The organism is Rummeliibacillus sp. BSL5, assembly GCF_052928305.1.
Map to the genome: position 1 here is coordinate 1,915,788 of NZ_JAVGCV010000001.1, position 20,698 is coordinate 1,936,485.

The following is a 20,698-nucleotide window of genomic DNA, read 5'->3' on the forward strand; positions in this document are numbered from 1 at the left end:
CCTCCATGAAACTATCATGGGCAAAGAGATTACTATTTATACATCAATTTCACAAAAAACCATTCGATCGTTTGAATTAATATCTTTTAATAGCTCAACCTTGGCATCAGGAAAGCTATCTTTGAATAATTGGACGACAGCTGGACCTTGTTTATAACCAATTTCCAATCCTATGAAACTAGGTTTTGCCATAATACTTGGCAATGTTTCTGCTAGTTTTCTATATAGGGCTAAACCATTTTCTTCTGCAAAGAGTGCGGTGTGCGGTTCATGATCCAGCACGACCTCAGACATATCCTCCGCCTCTTGGTAAGCAATATAGGGCGGGTTTGATAAAACAATTTGCCACTTATGCTGTGCGATTGGTTCTGTTAAATCGCCTTGCACAAAACATACATCTGCACTCAATCGTTTGGCATTATTCTTTGCAACCTGCAATGCTTGCGACGAAATATCAGTTGCTGTCACCTCTAGTACGGGCATTTCTTTTTTCATCGTGACAGCGATTGCCCCGCTTCCTGTCCCAATATCTGCAAGCTTTATCTCTGCCCCGTCTTCAAATATTCGATGAGCTCTTTTTAATGCTTCTTCCACCAATTCCTCTGTCTCCGGTCTCGGTATGAGGACAGATGGATCGACTGTAAAGGTTCGTCCGTAAAATTCTTCTGAACCCGTGATATATTGGATTGGCGTCCCTTTCGCATGTGACTCAACCATTTGCCAGTACGATTGGTTTTGCTCTGCTGTTAAAGGCTCCCTCATACTGATTAATAATTCAGTATGTGACTTATTTAATGCATGCTGCAATAGAAGTCTTGCAGCAATTTCTTCTCGACCATGTTCCCGCAAAAAAGAAGAAGCCCCATTCAGGGCCTCATAAATGTATTTAAAGGGCTGCGTCATTTAGCGCATCCAACTTCTTCGCTTGTTCTTCCAAAATCAAAGCATCAATCAACTCATCTAATTTCCCATCAATAATTTGGTCGAGTTTTTGGATGGTTAAGCCAATGCGGTGATCGGTCACACGGTTTTGTGGATAATTGTACGTACGGATACGTTCAGAGCGGTCACCTGTACCTACAGCTGATTTACGTTCTGCATCATACTCGCTTTGAGCATCTTGCTGCAATTTGTCATAGACGCGTGCACGCAATACTTTCATTGCTTTCTCTCTGTTTTTCAATTGAGAACGTTCATCTTGCATTGCTACAACAATCCCTGTAGGAATATGTGTCATACGAACAGCAGATGCCGTTTTGTTGACGTGCTGTCCACCTGCACCAGATGCATGGTAGATATCCACACGAATATCTTTATCTTGTAGATCTAATTCTACTTCTTCTGCTTCTGGCATTACGACTACAGTTGAAGTGGATGTATGAACACGTCCTTGGGATTCTGTTTCAGGAACGCGTTGTACACGGTGTGCTCCGCTTTCAAATTTGAATTTTGAGTAAGCGCCTTGTCCGTTGATCATAAAGACAATCTCTTTATAACCACCAAGCTCAGTTGGGTTAGCGTTCATGATATCAATTTTCCAGCCTTGCGTTTCTGCATATTTGCTGTACATGCGGAAAAGTGAATTAGCAAATAATGCTGCTTCGTCTCCGCCTGCTGCTCCACGGATTTCCACAATAACGTTTTTGCTGTCATTCGGATCTTTCGGGATTAATAAGATGCGTAGGCGTTCTTCATAATCAGCAATATTACTTTCAAGCTCATTTACTTCTTCTTTTACCATTTCTTTCATTTCTGCATCTAATTTATCTTCTAGCATTTCGCGTGCTTCAGCCAGTTGCTCTTTTGCAGATTTATATTCACGGTAAACTTCTACTGTTTCCTGAATATCCGATTGTTCTTTTGAATATTTCGCTAGCTTTTTCGAATCGGATACAACATCCGGGTCACTTAGAAGTTCGTTTAATTTTTCATAGCGATCTTCTACAGCTTGTAAGCGATCAAACATATATTTCACCAATACCTTTCTGTATCTGTAGTAAGTTTATTGTCCTTACGGATCAATGGTTAGTCCGTTTCAGCGAACTGTCCACAAAGCGTCCGTTTTAGTGTTACGTACCAATCAGCGGAGATTGAACAAAATCCCATGATTGGCCATCACTTTATGAAGGAAAGCAGGGTCCTATCGACGCTGCTAAAAAGGATTCTGTTTTATGTGCTCCATTTATTAGTATAAAGAAAAACAGCAAGGCATGCTACTTTTTTGAAAATTTCATGATTTATTTTAATCCCGCAAATGGGCTTAATACTGAGTGGCATTAAATTTCACAAAACTAAAGACTGAAGTGCTGTATTTCTACAGCATAATCCCTCTAGCGAAAATGAAAAAAGAGCAGCCAGCAGCCACTCTTCGTAACCCGTTGACGGGCATTTTCTGTCATCTCTTTATCGATTGAACGGATCAAGTTTTAACAGCATTTCACTTTACTTGTGTTTGACTCGCCGGTACAACATGGTGGTGTCTACAGCGAGGCTCATATGCCTCCGCAGCGCCCACTAAGATAACTGGATCATCCGCCTTAGCAGGTTGTCCATTAATTAACCGCTGTGTACGGCTTGCAGGTGATCCACAAACACTGCAAACTGCTTGAAGCTTTGTTACCTGCTCCGCAATCGCCATTAGATGTGGCATTGGCCCAAAAGGAACCCCTTTAAAGTCTTGGTCAAGCCCAGCTAAAATAACTCGATATCCATGATTCGCTAGTTGTTGAACAGTAGCAATAATATCCTCTCCAAAAAACTGAGCTTCATCAATTGCTACCACATCTACATCATCTGAGAGATAGCCCCACATGTCTGTAGATTGTGAAATAGGATAAGCGATAACCGTTGTGCCATTATGGCTTACAACAGCTTCTTCGCTATAGCGATTATCTATTTTAGGTTTAAACACAACAATCTTTTGTTTTGCAAATTGCGCTCTTCGTACACGGCGAATCAGCTCTTCTGATTTCCCAGAGAACATACTACCGCAGATTACTTCAATCCAGCCATTTTGAGTCATTACATACATGAAGTAGACCCCTTTCAAAACATATATCCATCATCATATCGAAAAAGAGGACATTTTTCTGCTCTTTTTTTTCGCTCTATTTTGTGATATGTATGATTATTTTTTCTCGTTTTAACAGATAAAAACTCTCTTTAGTGAGAGAAAAGCCTACCAAAATTAGAGAGGAATTAAAAAAGCCCTCACCAAATTGTAGTGTGACTTTCATTAAACAACGTGCTTAATACTACACGAAAATAGCCTATGCCGCAAGAAAAATACCTGCCGCGCAATAGGCGCAAGGCAGGTATTAGAAGTTTTCAGTGATTTATTTAAGACCGTATTTTTTGTTGAAACGATCCACACGTCCATCAGCAGACGCGAATTTTTGACGGCCAGTATAGAATGGGTGACATTCGCTGCAAAACTCAACGTTGATGTTTTCTTTTACTGAACCTGTTTTGAAAGAATTACCGCAAGAGCATGATACAGTAGCTTCTTTGTATTCTGGATGAATTCCTTGTTTCATGTGTAATATCTCCTCTCGCCCTGAACCATCTGGAACAGAGTATTATCGAACTGTTGCCTTACACGACCCAGTTTTTGTTTGCCGTATATGCAACACGTATGAAATGCAATAACCATAGTATAGCAAGTCCCGACAGAAGATGCAACAAATTAATTCGAGGAATTTAAATTAGTCCTTTGCCATTACGTGCAGCTTTCATATCGGTATTTAGCGTATCAAAGAACTCTTCATTTGTCTTTGTATTACGCAATTTTTTCAAGAAACGCTCCGCAAAATCTGGAGAGTCCGAGAAGGTTTTTCGAATTGCCCACAGCTTATCCAACTGTTCTTTTGGAATAAGAAGTTCTTCTTTCCGCGTGCCGGAGCGGCGGATATCAATAGCTGGGAAGATACGTCGTTCAGCAAGGCTGCGATCTAGATGTAGCTCTAAATTCCCTGTACCTTTAAATTCTTCGTAAATGACTTCATCCATACGCGAGCCGGTATCGATTAAAGCTGTAGCCAGAATAGTCAAACTACCGCCTTCTTCAATGTTCCGAGCTGCACCGAAGAAACGTTTTGGTCGGTGGAAAGCCGCAGGGTCAATACCGCCTGATAACGTACGACCACTTGGTGGGATAACAAGGTTATAGGCGCGAGCAAGCCTTGTGATAGAATCCATTAAAATAATCACATCACGTTTATGTTCAACAAGACGCATAGCACGTTCAAGAACAAGCTCTGCGACTTTCACATGATTTTCTGGCAGTTCATCGAATGTAGAACTTACTACATCCGCATTTACTGAACGTTCAATATCTGTTACTTCTTCTGGTCGTTCATCTATCAATAGCACAATTAATTCTGACTCAGGGTACTTCTCCGTAATGGCATTTGCGATTTCTTTCATCAGCAATGTCTTACCCGCTTTTGGTGGAGCGACGATTAATCCCCTTTGACCAAAACCGACTGGAGCCACTAAATCCATAATACGAGTAGATAGTTTTGACGGTGTTGTTTCCAATTTGATGTGTCTATCAGGATACAACGGCGTAAGCGCAGGGAAAAATACACGTTCTTTGGCCACTTCTGGATCCTCGCCATTGACAGCTTCAACATGTAAAAGTCCGTAGTAGCGTTCATTTTCTTTCGGCGGACGAACTTTCCCCGTTACCTTATCGCCATTTCTTAAGCTAAAACGTCGAATTTGGGATGCAGATATATAGATATCCTCAGAGCTTGGTGAATAGTTGATAGGGCGCAAGAAACCAAATCCTTCTTGTTGGATGATTTCAAGCACACCTTCCATAAAGAAATAACCTTCACTTTCGGCACGGGATTTTAAAATTGCAAAAATCAGCTCTTTTTTTGTCAACTTGCCATAATACGAAATTTTATATTCTCTAGCAAGCGCATAGAGATCTTTTAATTTCATATCTTCAAGTTGAGAAATTGTCATTGTCGTCATAGGCAATACACCACTCTTGTTTAATATTGTAAAAATCACGAAATGAGGATGAGAGTTATCCCGCACGAACGGGCAGCCCCACCTTCACTTTGGTGTAAATGAGAATTCAGGTGGGCCATAACTGCCAGTAAAAGACCGATTGGGGCAGCGAAACTTGCCAATCCGTCATAGGCTTAATTAAACCAATCGAGTTCACAGGTTCTGCATCAAGACATTTCGAGTTGATGCAGAACCAGTGGAACCGAACTAACACTCATTGTAAAGAAAGCACCTGAGTGAAGCTTCACTACTTTGTCATTGGGAATGGAATTTTAGCGAGAAGAGACCCGGCAAATGCCGGGCCAAGTAAAATAGAAGTTTAATCTTGCATAAATAGTTTTGGTTTTTTTGTTAAACTATGTCTACCTTCAACAAAACGAACAGTTCCAGATTTTGCACGCATTACAACCGACTCTGTCGTACAGTGCCCACCTTTGAATTGGACGCCTTTCAAAAGTTCGCCATCTGTTACGCCAGTTGCTGCGAAAATAGCATCATCGCCTTTAACCAAATCTTCCATCTTTAACACAGTGTTAACGGCGATACCCATTTTGCGGCAGCGTTCTACTTCTTCTTCGTTAGATGGAATAAGCTTTCCTTGAAGCTCCCCGCCTAGGCATTTTAGTGCAACTGCTGCAATAACGCCTTCTGGAGCTCCACCTGTGCCGAACAGAATATCTACGCCTGTTTCGTCAAATGCTGTGTTGATTGCTGCTGCTACATCGCCATCCGTGATGAATTTGATACGAGCACCTGCAGCACGGATTTGGTCAACGATTGGTTGGTGACGATCACGATTTAATAGTGTTGCCACTACGTCCTCGATGTTCTTATTTTTCGCTTTTGCTACCGCTTTAAGATTATCGATTACAGGTGCATCGATATCAATCTTACCTGCAGCTTCTGGTCCAACTGCGATTTTATCCATATACATATCCGGCGCATGAAGCAAGTTGCCTCGGTCGGCAATCGCAAGAACTGTGAGTGCATTCCCACTTCCTTGTGCAACAATGTTTGTGCCTTCTAGCGGATCGACTGCAATATCCACTTGAGGACCAGCTGGATCTGAACCGAGTTTCTCTCCGATGTATAGCATAGGCGCTTCGTCCATCTCACCTTCGCCAATCACTACTACCGCGTCCATTGGAATGGAATCAAATACTTGGCGCATAGCTGTTGTTGCCGCATCATCTGCTTCCATCTTTAAGCCACGGCCCATCCATCTTGCTGATGCGATTGCTGCTGCTTCTGTCACACGAACTACTTCCATAGATAAACTGCGTTTCATTTTTTACTGTTCCTCCCATTTCCATCTTGATGACTGATTCGTTTTCACACTAAATCTATTATAGCACACAGTTTTTGTTGTGCCTGATTATTTTTAGTTAAAACGCTTTGCCGCTTGGTTTGCAGATTCTGTTTCGATTGACTCTCGTTGGATATCTGCTCCTAAATCCTGTAGCTTAGCAATAATATCGCTATAACCGCGCTCAATATGGAAAATATCATGGACTTCGGTATTTCCTTTTGCTAACAAGCCCGCGATAATAAGTGCTGCTCCCGCTCTCAAATCTGTTGCAGTAACTGTAGCAGCTTCTAGCTTCGTAGGACCTGTTAAAATGGCCGAACGCCCTTCTACTTTGGCAACTGCACCCATTCTGCTAATTTCATCTATATGCTTAAAGCGAGCGGAATAAATGGTATCTGTAACGATAGAGGAACCGTTTGCTTGTGTTAATAGCACAGTGAATGGTTGTTGCAAGTCAGTCGGGAACCCTGGATATACAAGCGTTTTAATATCCACAGGTTTTAAGCTTTTAGGCTTAGGAATAAAAATTCGTTCTTCTTCTTCCATGACTTCTACGCCCATTTCACGTAGTTTTGCCGTGACTGCTTCTAAATGGAGTGGAATAACATTATCGATAGTCACGCCATCTCCAATAGCAGCCGCCATAATCATATAGGTACCCGCTTCAATGCGGTCAGGAATAATAGTATGGTTCGTGCCATGCAATTCTTCGACGCCTTCAATTCGAATTACGTTAGTCCCGGCCCCTTTGATTTTGGCGCCCATATTTGTGAGCAATGTGGCAACATCAATAATTTCTGGCTCTTTTGCTGCATTCTCAATAATCGTTTTGCCTGTTGCAAGCACTGCTGCCAGCATAATATTAATCGTTGCACCGACACTGCTGACATCTAAGTAAATTTTTGCTCCACGCAATTCTTCTGCACGCAAATAGATAGCTCCATGTTCATTAGTCACTTGCGCACCCAAGGCTTCAAAACCTTTAATATGCTGGTCAATAGGACGAGGGCCAAGATGGCATCCGCCAGGCAAGCCGATAACTGCTTTTTTGAAGCGGCCTAGCATAGCTCCCATTAGGTAATACGATGCGCGCAATTTTTTGACATTGCCATTAGGCATCGGCATATCCACCATAGAACGTGGATCTATAACCATACGACCATCATCAAATTCTACATTTCCGCCAATTTCCTCAAGCAAAGTCTTTAGCGTCCAAACATCTAAAATTTCTGGCAATCCTTCGATTGTTACTGGAGAATTGGCCAAAATGGAAGCAGGGATTAAGGCTACTGCACTATTTTTTGCGCCGCTGACTTTAATCGTGCCCTTTAGAGGTTTTTCACCCGCAATTTTATACACGTCCATCTCATTCTCCTTAATTATTTATCTTTGTTTGCCCAGTCTTTCATGAAGCCTTCGATCCCTTTATCTGTCAAAGGATGATGGAATAATTGTTTCAACACTTTATATGGTGTAGTGGCGATGTGTGCACCTGCTAGAGCAGCTTCTGTAATGTGTCGTGGGTGACGAATAGAAGCAGCGATAATTTGTGTTGGTATCTCGTGGATAGCAAAAATCTCTGCAATTTCTCTTACTAGTTCGGTACCATCTTGACCAATATCATCTAAACGGCCTAAGAACGGAGATACATACGTAGCACCAGCACGTGCAGCCATTAAAGCTTGGTTTGCATTAAAGATTAACGTCACATTCGTTTTAATTCCTTCTGCCGTTAGCGCAGCACACGCAGTCAAACCTGCAGGCGTGAATGGCAATTTAACCGTAATATTCGGCGCGATTTGAGCTAATTCATGACCTTCTTTGATCATGCCCTCTGCATCTAAGGCAATAACTTCCCCACTAATAGATCCATCTACTAAATCTGCAATCTCCTTCAAACGATCATGGAATGAGATGTTTTTCTCTTTTGCTACTAGTGAAGGGTTAGTTGTTACACCTGAAAGAATCCCCCATGCGTGTGCTTCCTTAATTTCATCAAAATTGGCTGTATCAATAAAAAATTTCACTTCTATTTCCTCCTAATGATGGAAAAATGGAGAAGTCCCGGATTCAAACCGGTTCCTTCTCCCATTCCTCTCTATTTAAACTATATGCTTATGCTTTTTGAGAGCTACCGAACTCGCGCATTTTTCCGATAACAGTGGCTTTAATTGCCTCGCGAGCAGGACCTAAGAATTTACGTGGATCATATTGTTCTTTATCCTTGTCCAAAAATTCGCGAATCGCTTTTGTAGCAGCAATTTGGTTTTCAGTATTCACGTTAATTTTTGCAGTACCCAAAGAAATAGAACGTTGAATGTCTTTTGTTGGGATACCTGTTCCTCCGTGAAGTACAAGTGGAAGATCTGCCAGTTTTGAGATTTCTTCCATTTCTTTAAAGCCCAAGTTTGGCTCGCCTTTGTACGGACCGTGAACAGAGCCCAATGCAGGTGCTAAACAGTCTATTGCTGTCGCTTCTACCATCTTGCGGCATTCCTCTGGGTCAGCATAGTTAATGCCGCCGATTACGCCATCTTCGTCGCCGCCTACTGTACCAAGTTCTGCTTCTACAGAAACACCGTGTGCATGCGCATACTCAACTACTTTTGAAGTGATTTCAATGTTTTCTTCAAATGGATGGTGAGATGCATCAATCATGACAGATGTAAAGCCTGCATCAATCGCCTCTTTACATTTTTCAAAACTTGAACCATGATCTAAATGAATTGCCACTGGCACAGTTGTGTTATAGCTTTCCATTAGGCCTTTAACCATTTGAACAACGGCGATAAATCCACCCATATATTTCCCCGCACCTTCAGATACGCCTAAAATAACTGGTGATTTTTCTTCTTCTGCCGCTTGTAGAATTGCTTGTGTCCATTCAAGATTATTAATATTGAATTGACCTACAGCATAGCTATTTTCTTTTGCTGTAATTAACATTTCTTTCATTGAAACCAAAGCCATTAGTAAATCCTCCTTTAGGATGTAATGTAACATGGTGTTATGTTATATTGAGTATTTCCCTTCTTATCATAACAAAAAGAATAAGCATTGACTACCGACAATACTTATTACACAACTATTTTTATCACAGTATCTCTTACTTCTAAAATATTAAATGGTTTTGCGAAAAAGTAATCTGCTCCGCAATTTTCAGCTTCATTCATCACTTCTTTGTCGCTGTCTCCTGTCATCATAATCACAGGCAAATCTGCATAAGCTTCTTTTATCTTTTTTAATATTTCCAGACCGTGCATACCTGGAATTTTCATATCTAATAACACGCAGTCTAGCATGTTATTTTCAAATATTTGTACCGCTTCTGCTCCATTGGATGCAAGAAGTGTTTCAAACCCCTCATTTTTAAAAACCTCGCTGAGAAGCATTCTGATGCCTTGCTGGTCGTCGACAATCAATATTTTTTTCATATACCTTTCTGCTACAAAAATACAGGCAAATATATTTATCTATGCTAGACATACCCTGCTTCATAAACTCTTAACCGCCAGTATATTTATCCTGTAAGTACTTTCAGAATCGCCTTTTCTTTACAACGACCAATCCCAATCTATACAGAAATAAAACCTACTATAGCGAATAAGTCCCCATACCATTAACAATTAACTACAGCTTAATATATGTGTGTTTTCATGCTAGTCTAGCGTGCAGTTTTTATATCCTATCTGTCGTTTTTGCCTGTCCTTATAGCAGAATTCACCTCTCCTTCGATGGTTGATATATTGATGATTTTGATTAATTACAATTAAAATCTTTTAACCATTTCTGTTTCTTTTACTTTTCTGCACTTTATTGGAAATTTAAAATCATTCAAGACGTTTGCATTCAGCAGCGTACTGAATACAAATCTCTCGGTTCATTCCTCCCACATCAAAAATAGCAAACTCGATAAGAATACTAGGAGTTCGCTAAACAAGGAGCTAAATGAAATGTAGAACTCATATATTAGTAACTGTTGATAAAATATCTTTCCATTTTTTAGCACTTGTATATATTGCAATTTTAAACTTTATTGTCCCCTTATTATACTCTATTCGCCCATTATTTTTATTTTCCTGCATTATTAGATAAGTTTTTATTAAATTAACTCTCTTTCACACAAAAAAATTAAATAATATCACAATATGAGAACCATTTCAGGGCTCTATTTTGCAATTGGATTATACCCATTTATAATGAAGGTGAGGTGAATGGAATGTTAAAAATGTTATCTACCCAAATCGGCGGCTTGTTAAAGCGAGTGGCTACAGACCAAGAAGAAGCAATCGAGGAAACTGCCCGTCTGCTTGCACAAGCTGGAATTGGAGAAGGGTTTGTCTATTTTGCATGCTTTGATGAGCTAAAGGCTGTAGAAATCAATGCCATGCAAGCTGCAGAACCTTTCCAACAATTGCGCCCTTTTACTCCTGAAGCGAATATTACGGATATTGACCGTGTATGTATCTTTGCTCGAACCGCACATGATCCAAATGCATTAAAGTTAGCTCAAACTTTATACGATGCATTTATCCCTTTTGCAGTTGTGGCAAGTGAGAAAGTTGAAAATGCCGGAAAAATGGCCGACCTAGCTTATACGTATATTTCTATGGATATTAAAAAAGGATTGTTACCGAATGATTTGGGCGAGCGTATTGTCTTACCACATACGCTAACAGCTCTGTTTATCTATGAGGCGATCAAGATGTCTTATGATGAAATGGTGGATGGGCTATAATTCTAAGCCATCCCTTAGGAGATATTTAAATTATTTTAACTAAACAACAAAGAAAAAACCAGGCTAATGTATCAGCCTGGTTTTACTTTTGTTTATTTATTTCACAGAAGCGCCAACAAACTCGCGGAATAACGGTTGTGGACGGTTAGGACGTGAAATGAATTCTGGATGGAATTGACATGCAACAAAGAATTTTTTCTCCGGCAATTCAACAATTTCTACTAAACGATCGTCAGGAGAAGTTCCTGAGAAAACTAGTCCTTCTGCTTCCATCGCTTCACGGAATTCATTGTTGAATTCATAACGATGGCGATGACGTTCATATACTAGTTCATCATTATAGATTTCACCTGCACGAGATCCTTCTTTTAATTTACATGGATATAGGCCAAGGCGAAGTGTGCCACCTAAATCTTCTACATCGATTTGGTCAGGTAGTAATGCAATGATTGGATATTTTGTTTCTGCATCCAATTCAGCTGAATGTGCACCTTTAAGTCCAAGTACATTGCGTGCAAATTCAACTGATGCAAGCTGCATACCTAAGCAAATACCCAAGAACGGCACATCGTTTTCACGGGCATATTGGATAGCTAAAATTTTACCTTCTACTCCACGATCGCCAAAGCCACCTGGTACTAAAATACCGTCAGCGTCATGTAATAATTCTTTTACATTTTCTTCTGTTACGTCTTCTGCATTGATAGCATTCACTTCTATATCTGTATCATGTGCGTATCCAGCATGTTTCAATGCTTCTACTACAGAGATATAAGCATCTTGCAACTCAACGTATTTTCCGACAAGTGCAATTTTTGTTGTCTTTTTAAGGCTTTTTACTTTATCAACTAAAGCTTTCCAATCAGCCATATCTGCTTGTGGCGCTTCAATGCCAAAGTGTTCTAACACAATGTCATCAATGTGTTGAGCTTGCAGATTTAACGGGATATCATAAAGGCTTTCTGCATCCACGCATTCAATAACTTCATGCGGTTTTACATCGCAGAATAGCGCTAGTTTTTCTTTCATTTCTGTTGGCACTGGGCGATCTGAACGTACCACCAAAATGTTTGGTTGAATACCTAATGAACGTAGCTCTTTCACTGAGTGCTGAGTTGGTTTCGTTTTTAGCTCGCCTGCTGCGCCAATATAAGGAATAAGTGTACAGTGTAAATAAAGGACATTTTCATTTCCAAGATTGCTTTTCATTTGGCGAATTGCTTCAAGGAATGGCAATGATTCGATATCGCCTACTGTTCCGCCGACTTCTGTGATGACGATGTCTGCACTTGTTTCGCGGCCCGCACGTTGGATGCGGTCTTTAATTTCATTTGTGATATGCGGAATTACTTGTACCGTACCACCGTTGTAATCTCCGCGGCGTTCTTTTTTCAATACTGTTGAGTAAACTTTACCAGATGTCACTGTTGAATGTTTACCTAAGTTAATATCAATAAAACGCTCGTAGTGGCCTAAGTCTAAATCAGTCTCTGCGCCATCATCTGTAACGAACACTTCACCATGTTGGTATGGGCTCATAGTTCCTGGGTCGATATTGATGTATGGATCAAATTTTTGAATTGTTACATTCATTCCACGGTTTTTCAACAAACGTCCAAGTGATGCTGCTGTGATCCCTTTACCTAAAGATGAAACTACGCCGCCGGTTACAAAAATATATTTGGTCAATGAAAATTCCTCCTAGTTAGTGCTGAAGATAGGTTTTTTAAAAAACAAAAAACGCTCCTCCCGCAAATAATTTGCAGGGGGAGCGTGAAGTTTCACGGTCAATCTCCTTTTTTAAGGAGCCCAAGTAAAAGGTTAAATGATAACTCAAAAGAAGTCAAGAAGTTAGTCTCTTTCTTTTTCTTCCAATTCATCTTCATCATCGTCATCTTCATCTTCATCTAGTTCAAACTCTTCGTCATCCATATCGATATCTTCTTCTAACTCTTCTTCATCGATATCTTCGAGATCACCAGCATCAAATGTTTCTTCCTCTACTGCTTCTTCTTCAGCTTCATCTTCATCTAGGAATTCATCAAAGTCTTCTTCAAACTCAATTTCTTCCGCGTCGTCATCTAAATCATCTTCTTCAACGACTTTTGCTTTTTTCTTGCGCACTCTTACAGTTGGAGCTGTTTCTTCTTCTACTTGATCAATTGCATACCATTCACGAACACCCCAGCGATTTTCGCCCAAAGCAATAAAACGGCCATCGATATTCATATCTGTATAAAATTGAGCAGAAGCAGCTTTCATTTCTGCCTCTGAGCGTGCACCTAGGTCAACAATCGCTTGCATTATTTCAGTAAATGAAAGTGGTTGGTGCTTTTCCTCCAAAATTGCATATGCTAAATTAATTAATGATTCTTCTGTTAATTGTTCTTCATTTAATTCACGAAGGTTCAAATCATGCACGTCCTTTCTTGTCCTAAACATCATATCCATTTTGAACTTCTTATTACTGCTGTTACGCCTAAGGAACCAAATTTGGATCGTTCAAGAGTTCAACAGTATTGTACTATGCCAGATACTTAATCCACAACCAATACCTGACTGATTTGTATGGGCAGCCATAACTATCAATAACTTTGAGTCAACTTTTGCTTCTTTCACGTCGCAACAAATCCCTACATTATCTTATATTCATTGTTGCACGAATCAATTCTTCTTCTTTTCTAAGCGTAAGCGGTAATAGCCATATGCAAAAAGGTAGATCGCTAAGAGCAGGAATGAGACCGCGCCAAGTTGCTTATCATAGGTAAAATAAGTCAAAATCAAGCACAATAGTATTACTATGAAATGAATCGCGATTTTCACTGCATTCTCACTCCTTCAACAATAATCCCATCCAATATAAGTCAAAAAGAAGAAGGCCTAATCATAGGATTAGACACTTCCTCATATGAACAAATAAACGTTGTTTGAATAAAGCATACTCCTGATTTTATGATTCGTAAAGCCTAAAGAGCAAGAATTCAATTGAGAATAATGGAAGGAATGTTTCAGCTACATATTTCTTCTATATTGGCCGCCAACTTCATATAGAGCATTTGTAATTTGGCCAAGACTAGCAACCTTAACTGTTTCCATTAATTCACCAAAAATATTGCCGCCATTTTTTGCTGTTTCTTTCAGCTTGCTAAGTGCTGCATCCACTTCATCCTTGTGGAGTTCCTTAAAGACCCGCAAATTCTCAATTTGTGTCTCTTTTTCCTCTTTAGAAGCTCGTGCGATTTCCATCGAGTTAATGGACTCCTGTGAAGGAGGATTAGGATTTAAATACGTATTCACACCAATAATCGGCAGTTGCCCTGAGTGTTTCAGCGATTCATAGTGCATAGACTCTTCCTGGATCTTACCACGTTGGTATTGAGTCTCCATTGCCCCTAATACACCTCCGCGGTCATTCATTCTGTCGAATTCCTCAAGCACTGCCTCTTCCACTAGCTGTGTCAATTCTTCGATAATAAATGCTCCTTGCAGAGGATTTTCATTCTTAGTGAGACCATGTTCTTTTGTGATGATCATTTGAATGGCCATTGCGCGTCTCACCGACTCTTCAGTTGGCGTTGTGATGGCCTCATCATACGCATTTGTATGCAATGAATTGCAATTGTCATGCAATGCCATCAACGCTTGCAAAGTAGTCCGGATATCGTTAAAGTCTATTTCTTGTGCATGAAGACTTCTTCCCGATGTTTGGATATGATATTTTAATTTTTGACTACGTTCATTAGCACCATATAAATTTCGCATCGTAACAGCCCAAATTCTTCTCGCTACCCGACCGATTACACTATACTCAGGATCAAGGCCATTTGAGAAGAAGAAGGATAGGTTTGGCGCAAAGTCATCGATGTTCATGCCACGGCTTAAATAATATTCAACATAGGTAAAGCCATTCGCTAATGTGAATGCAAGCTGTGAAATTGGATTAGCGCCCGCTTCAGCAATGTGGTATCCAGAAATCGAAACAGAGTAATAATTCCGCACTTTTTCATTAATGAAATACTGCTGGATATCCCCCATCATCCGAAGTGCAAATTCTGTCGAGAAGATGCACGTATTTTGACCTTGGTCTTCTTTTAAAATGTCCGCCTGTACAGTACCGCGAACGACATTCAACGTATTGGCTCTTGTTTCCGCAAACTCTTCCACAGTCAATGTCCGGCCAAGCTCGCTCTCTCTCAAACGTACTTGTTGGTCAATCGCAGTATTCATAAACATAGCCAATATAATAGGCGCAGGACCGTTTATTGTCATTGATACAGAGGTTGAAGGCGCACATAAATTGAACCCGTCATATAGCTTTTTCATATCATCTAGCGTACAAATGCTGACACCTGATTCCCCTACTTTACCGTAGATATCCGGCCGTTCATCTGGATCTTCCCCGTACAATGTCACGGAATCAAATGCTGTAGATAAGCGTTTTGCATCGTCATCTTTCGATAGATAATGGAAGCGGCGATTTGTTCGTTCCGGTGTTCCTTCACCAGCAAACTGGCGTTTTGGATCCTCTCCTTCGCGTTTAAACGGAAAAACACCTGCAGTATACGGGAATGCACCCGGCACATTTTCAGCATAAACAAAGCGCAAAATCTCGCCATAATCTTCGAACTTCGGCAATGCAACTTTAGGAATTCTGAGACCTGACAAACTCGTAGTTGTCAGCAAAGTACGGATTTCTTTGTCGCGCACTTTTGTTACTAATTCATCGCCGCTATAGCTTTCTTTCAGCGTATGCCAATTTTTCAGTATTTGCTTAGATTCTGCAGTAAGCTGATCTTTAACACCTTCCATTAGTTGATTCAAAGACTCTACAAGTGCTTCTTCGCCATGCTTTTCTTGTACAAGCTTTAGCGTGCCTTCTAATTGATATAGTTTTCTCGCTAGATCTGCTTGCTGTGCTGCCTTTTTATGATAACTCCTCACCGTATCGGAGATTTCACGCAAATAGTAGCGGCGGTCATTTGGAATGATGACATTTTGTTTTTGCGTTTTAACGAATTGCTCATAAGATGTTTGCCAATCATAGCCACATTTTTCGTTAATGGTGCGAATTAATGCTGCAAATAATGAGTTGGTTCCCTTGTCATTAAATTGGCTCGCAATCGTTCCATAGACAGGCATATGATCAAGATTTTCATCCCACAATTCATGGCTGCGCTGATATTGCTTTTGAACTTGGCGAAGCGCATCTTCAGACCCTTTTCTTTCAAATTTATTAATGACGATTAAATCGGCGAAATCAATCATATCGATTTTTTCTAGCTGTGTAGGAGCACCAAACTCACTTGTCATCACATACATAGATAAGTCGGACACTTCAGTAATCGCTGCATCCCCTTGTCCAATACCACTTGTTTCTACAATGATGAGGTCGAAGCCAGCGACTTTGACAATATCCAGTACATCTCCTAAAGCTGAAGATAACTCCGTATGAGAATCTCGTGTTGCTAGGCTTCGCATGTAAACCCGATTATTAAAAATAGCATTCATGCGGATACGGTCTCCAAGCAAAGCACCACCTGTTTTTTGCTTCGTTGGGTCAATTGAAACGATAGCGATCTTTTTATCAGGGAATTCATGCAAGAACCGGCGGATCAACTCATCCGTCAATGAACTTTTTCCTGCACCACCTGTACCTGTTATCCCAAGAACCGGCGTATGTTTAGATAGCTTTCTTGCACGTTCCAAAAGCGTGGCTGTTTCTTCATTATCCCCTTCTTCTGCTGCTGTAATCAGCTGTGCCAGCAACTCAGGCTTCTCAGTTGAAAGTACGTCTAATTGATCAAGAAGGTCTTTTTTGACTGTAGAAAAATCACTTCTTTCAATCATTTGATTAATCATGCCTTGCAGACCCAAATTCATACCGTCCTCGGGTGAAAATAGACCTTTCACGCCATAATCATGCAACTCTTTGATTTCTTTCGGTAGGATAACGCCACCCCCACCGCCAAAAATACCGATATGCGGGGCTTTCTTTTCATTCAACAGATCATACATATATTTGAAGTATTCCATATGGCCGCCTTGATAAGAGGAAATAGCGATCCCTTGTGCATCCTCTTGAATAGCAGCGTTTACTACCTCTTCAACAGAGCGATTATGCCCAAGATGAATGACTTCCACTCCGCTAGATTGCAAAATGCGTCTCATGATATTGATAGATGCATCATGCCCGTCAAAAAGGCTAGAGGCTGTGACGAATCGTACATGATTCTTCGGTTTGTAGATTTCAGCTTTTACCATTTTTATAAATCCCCCTTATTGAACAAAACTTCTCTCAATCCCTTATTAAAAAGAAAAGGCAAGGCTAGTGATCCACCCACATTGCTGTTTGTGTATTCCATCCTTGCGCCGTTCCACTTAGCTCAACATACCGTTTAATAATATGTTTGTTTGCATTTTGATATAATCTTCTATTTTATAATCTTTGCGCCATACCCATCTTCTAAATGCCCATGCCTGACCTTGGATAACAATTTGATGTGCCAATAGTTTAATTTCCTTTGGCGAAAACTTCATTTGATCAAGTTCTACGCATCCTAACAGTAAATTTTCAAAAATGCCAGCCATTTCGATTTCTTTCGCTAATACATAATCAAGCGCATCTTTTGGCAAGGACTTTGACTCTTGGTACATCACGAGCATTTCATCTTGCATTGAATCCACAAGCATGTAATACTGCGTAATCGCTTCAATCAATCCCTCAATGCTCGCTTCTCGCTGCTGGAAAGGTCCCAATTGACGCTGAACCTCAAGATAAATACGGTCGCAAACAAGGTAAAGAATATCTTCTTTTGTGCGGATATATTCATAAAGCGTTCCGATACTAAAGCCGGCTGATTTGGCGATTTCCCTCGTAGTAGTCCGATGGAAGCCTTTTTCTTTAAAGAGGCGAACAGCGCCCTGAATCATTTCTGTGCGCCTCTTTTCAATTAAGACTTCATCCTTAATCGAGGTATGAATCCGTTTTTTTTGTTCATTTTCCATACATTATTTCAAAAGCATACGAGAGATTACAAGGCGTTGGATTTCTTGAGTTCCCTCATAAATTTGAGTGATTTTTGCATCACGCATAAAACGCTCTACAGGATAATCCTTCGTATAGCCATATCCGCCGAATACCTGCACCGCTTCTGTGGTTACTTTCATCGCTGTATCGCCAGCCATTAATTTTGCCATTGCCGATTGTTTGCCATATGGCAGGTTATTGGATTCAAGCCACGCCGCTTGGTACGTTAACAGGCGAGAAGCTTCTGTTGCAGTCGCCATATCTGCTAATTTAAATGATACCCCTTGGTTTGCAGAGATTGGCTTACCGAATTGCACGCGTTCTTTGGCATACAGTGTTGCTGCATCAAGCGCACCTTGTGCAATACCTACTGCTTGCGCTGCAATGCCGTTTCGTCCGCCATCTAAAGTTTTCATTGCAATTTTGAAACCGTCGCCTTCTGCACCAAGCATATTCTCCTTTGGCACACGGCAGTTATCAAAGATGATTTCAGTTGTTGGTGATGAACGAATGCCCATTTTCTTTTCTTTCTTCCCAACAGAGAAACCTTCATAATCAGCTTCTACGATAAATGCTGACGTGCCATTTTTTGCTTCTGGATCTGTCACTGCGAATACTACGTAAATATCAGCGATGCCGCCATTAGTAATAAAGATCTTTGAGCCATTTAATATGTAGTGGTCACCATCCAACTTTGCAGTTGTTTTCATGCCGCCTGCATCAGATCCCGAACCAGGTTCTGTAAGGCCATAAGCACCGATTTTCTTCCCTTCAGCCATTGGACGAAGATATTTTTGCTTTTGTTCTTCTGTCCCAAATTTATAAACAGGCCACCCAGCAAGTGATGTGTGTGCAGATAATGTTACACCTGTTGATGCACATACTCTTGAAAGCTCTTCTACAGCAATGACATATGCTAAATAATCAGAGCCGATACCGCCGTATTCTTCTGGCCAAGGTATACCTGTCAAACCAAGTTCCGCCATTTGATCAAAAATAGCGCGGTCAAATGTTTCATTTTCATCGCGTTCAGCAGCACTTGGCGCTACTTCATTTTCTGCAAAATCTCTAACCATTTTGCGTATCATTTCATGTTCTTCTGATAGTGTAAAATTCATTGTCAAATCCCCTTTGTTTGATATTTACTTTCTATCTTTTTACCGTGAAACCTAATGACCTATTCTAAGCTCCTTGATATAACCATCCGTTGAATCTCACTAGTGCCTTCATAAATCTCAGTCACTTTCGCATCGCGGAAATATCGTTCAACAGGATAATCTTCCGTATAACCATAACCACCAAAAACTTGAATAGCCTCTGTTGTCACTTCGACAGCTGTTTTTGATGCAAATAATTTAGCCATTGATGCTTCTGTTCTACACGGCTTCCCTAGCGAACGTAAATGGGCTGCTCGATATACTAACAATCTCGCCGCTTCTACAGCGGTGCCCATATCCGCCAATTTAAACGAAACGCCTTGATTGGCTGCAATCGGTTTGCCAAATTGGATACGCTCATTTGCATAGCGAACAGATTCCTCCAGCGCCGCTTCAGCAATCCCTAAGCTCTGTGCCGCGATACCAATTCTTCCGACATCTAAGTTAGCCATAGCGATTTTGAACCCTTCACCTTCTTCACCCAGCAAATTTTCTTTAGGAACTCGCATTTGCTCAAATGTTAGCTGAACTGTCTTAGAACCATGAAGGCCCATTTTCTTTTCATTTTTCCCTATAACAAGGCCTGGCGTGTCTTTGTCGACGATAAACGCTGATATACCCTTTGTTCCCTGTGTTGGATCTGTTGAGGCGAACACGATATACACATCCGCTTCGCCGCCATTTGTAATAAAGACCTTTGAGCCGTTCAATTCGTAGTAATCCCCATGCTTTACTGCTTTTGTTTTAAGAGATCCTGCGTCTGATCCGGCTGATGGCTCTGTTAAGCAAAATGCACCCAGATACTCCCCGCTAGCCAGCTTTGGCACATAGCGTTTCTTTTGTTCTTCTGTGCCAAAATAGAGTATCGGATTTGTTCCGACCGATGTATGCACAGACAAAATCACCCCGATGACTGCACTTACTTTAGATAGTTCATGGATGGCAATGATATAGGATGTAAAATCCATTTCTGAACCGCCATATGCTGCAGGTGCGGTAATGCCCATAAGCCCTAGCTCTCCCATTTGCGCTAGGATATCGCGTGGAAATTCCCCTTTTTCCAGTTGATCAACTTGCGGTGCAATTACTTCTCTTGCAAAATCACGAACCATCTTTTGCATCATCATTTGTTCTTCCGTGAATTGTAGATTCATGATGTCTCTCCCTTTTACATCATTTATTTAAAATGCATTCAAAAACAGATATCTATTTTTCTACTACTACTCTGATTTGAATCAAAGTGGAATTAACTCCGCTTTCCTGGGGGCGGGCGATAAGCCTCCTCGCTCGCATCGCTTACTGCGGGGTCTTATCTGTCCCGCTAATCCCCAAGGAGTCTCCGTTAATTCCACTTCCATATAGTTTCCCAAATCATAATAGTTGAGATGAGGGCGAAGTGCGGGCAGCTGTGCGTTCCTGGGGCGAGTGGTAAGCCTCATCGTCAG

17 protein-coding genes are annotated in these 20,698 nt (G+C 40.8%); 1 reads left to right on the forward strand and 16 read right to left on the reverse strand.

The window, feature by feature from the left end; genetic code table 11:
* Nucleotides 1-36: 36 nt before the first annotated feature.
* The 10 genes from prmC to RCJ93_RS09530 form a co-directional block, all read right to left on the reverse strand.
* On the reverse strand, nucleotides 37-903 hold the full coding sequence (gene prmC / locus RCJ93_RS09485) for a peptide chain release factor N(5)-glutamine methyltransferase (protein WP_150283455.1): 867 nt from the start codon (nucleotides 901-903) through the stop codon (nucleotides 37-39).
* Entirely contained in the window at nucleotides 887-1,966 is a 1,080-nt protein-coding gene (prfA, locus tag RCJ93_RS09490) for a peptide chain release factor 1 (RefSeq protein ID WP_147195427.1), read from the reverse strand. Before prfA ends, prmC begins: the two co-directional genes overlap by 17 nt.
* A gap of 471 nt (nucleotides 1,967-2,437) precedes the next feature.
* Complete coding sequence (locus RCJ93_RS09495) at nucleotides 2,438-3,031, reverse strand: thymidine kinase (RefSeq protein ID WP_150283454.1); 594 nt, start codon at nucleotides 3,029-3,031, stop codon at nucleotides 2,438-2,440.
* A 304-nt stretch (nucleotides 3,032-3,335) separates the two neighbouring features.
* Nucleotides 3,336-3,536, reverse strand: a complete 201-nt coding sequence (rpmE, locus tag RCJ93_RS09500; RefSeq protein ID WP_066791730.1) for a 50S ribosomal protein L31 — start codon at nucleotides 3,534-3,536, stop codon at nucleotides 3,336-3,338.
* 163 nt (nucleotides 3,537-3,699) lie between these two features.
* Nucleotides 3,700-4,983: a transcription termination factor Rho gene (rho, locus tag RCJ93_RS09505; protein WP_066791729.1), complete on the reverse strand. Its 1,284-nt coding sequence runs from the start codon at nucleotides 4,981-4,983 to the stop codon at nucleotides 3,700-3,702.
* A gap of 358 nt (nucleotides 4,984-5,341) precedes the next feature.
* Entirely contained in the window at nucleotides 5,342-6,310 is a 969-nt protein-coding gene (glpX, locus tag RCJ93_RS09510) for a class II fructose-bisphosphatase (RefSeq protein ID WP_066791728.1), read from the reverse strand.
* Between the two features lie 93 nt (nucleotides 6,311-6,403).
* A complete protein-coding gene (locus RCJ93_RS09515) occupies nucleotides 6,404-7,696 on the reverse strand; it encodes a UDP-N-acetylglucosamine 1-carboxyvinyltransferase (protein WP_150283453.1) in 1,293 nt (430 codons plus the stop codon).
* 14 nt (nucleotides 7,697-7,710) lie between these two features.
* The gene (gene fsa, locus RCJ93_RS09520; protein ID WP_150283452.1) at nucleotides 7,711-8,358 is read right to left on the reverse strand and encodes a fructose-6-phosphate aldolase; all 648 of its coding nucleotides are present in this window, start codon (nucleotides 8,356-8,358) and stop codon (nucleotides 7,711-7,713) included.
* Between the two features lie 88 nt (nucleotides 8,359-8,446).
* On the reverse strand, nucleotides 8,447-9,301 hold the full coding sequence (locus RCJ93_RS09525) for a class II fructose-bisphosphate aldolase (RefSeq protein ID WP_066791722.1): 855 nt from the start codon (nucleotides 9,299-9,301) through the stop codon (nucleotides 8,447-8,449).
* Between the two features lie 107 nt (nucleotides 9,302-9,408).
* Nucleotides 9,409-9,765 (reverse strand): response regulator, encoded by a 357-nt coding sequence (locus tag RCJ93_RS09530; protein WP_084246988.1) that lies wholly within the window; start codon nucleotides 9,763-9,765, stop codon nucleotides 9,409-9,411.
* 785 nt (nucleotides 9,766-10,550) lie between these two features.
* Between RCJ93_RS09530 and RCJ93_RS09535 the strand changes: the two genes are divergently transcribed.
* Complete coding sequence (locus tag RCJ93_RS09535; protein WP_150283450.1) at nucleotides 10,551-11,069, forward strand: DUF2529 family protein; 519 nt, start codon at nucleotides 10,551-10,553, stop codon at nucleotides 11,067-11,069.
* A gap of 96 nt (nucleotides 11,070-11,165) precedes the next feature.
* On the opposite strand, the gene RCJ93_RS09540 is transcribed toward RCJ93_RS09535, so the two are convergent.
* The 6 genes from RCJ93_RS09540 to RCJ93_RS09565 all read right to left on the reverse strand — a co-directional run bounded on the left by RCJ93_RS09540 (nucleotide 11,166) and on the right by RCJ93_RS09565 (nucleotide 20,407).
* The gene (locus RCJ93_RS09540) at nucleotides 11,166-12,758 is read right to left on the reverse strand and encodes a CTP synthase (RefSeq protein WP_150283449.1); all 1,593 of its coding nucleotides are present in this window, start codon (nucleotides 12,756-12,758) and stop codon (nucleotides 11,166-11,168) included.
* Nucleotides 12,759-12,920: 162 nt separating this feature from the next.
* The gene (rpoE, locus tag RCJ93_RS09545) at nucleotides 12,921-13,520 is read right to left on the reverse strand and encodes a DNA-directed RNA polymerase subunit delta (protein ID WP_223823501.1); all 600 of its coding nucleotides are present in this window, start codon (nucleotides 13,518-13,520) and stop codon (nucleotides 12,921-12,923) included.
* 561 nt (nucleotides 13,521-14,081) lie between these two features.
* The gene (gene icmF, locus RCJ93_RS09550; protein WP_150283448.1) at nucleotides 14,082-17,330 is read right to left on the reverse strand and encodes a fused isobutyryl-CoA mutase/GTPase IcmF; all 3,249 of its coding nucleotides are present in this window, start codon (nucleotides 17,328-17,330) and stop codon (nucleotides 14,082-14,084) included.
* Nucleotides 17,331-17,447: 117 nt separating this feature from the next.
* A complete protein-coding gene (locus RCJ93_RS09555; RefSeq protein WP_150283447.1) occupies nucleotides 17,448-18,074 on the reverse strand; it encodes a TetR/AcrR family transcriptional regulator in 627 nt (208 codons plus the stop codon).
* 3 nt (nucleotides 18,075-18,077) lie between these two features.
* Entirely contained in the window at nucleotides 18,078-19,214 is a 1,137-nt protein-coding gene (locus RCJ93_RS09560; protein WP_150283446.1) for an acyl-CoA dehydrogenase, read from the reverse strand.
* A 59-nt stretch (nucleotides 19,215-19,273) separates the two neighbouring features.
* The gene (locus RCJ93_RS09565) at nucleotides 19,274-20,407 is read right to left on the reverse strand and encodes an acyl-CoA dehydrogenase (protein ID WP_150283445.1); all 1,134 of its coding nucleotides are present in this window, start codon (nucleotides 20,405-20,407) and stop codon (nucleotides 19,274-19,276) included.
* Nucleotides 20,408-20,698: the final 291 nt, after the last annotated feature.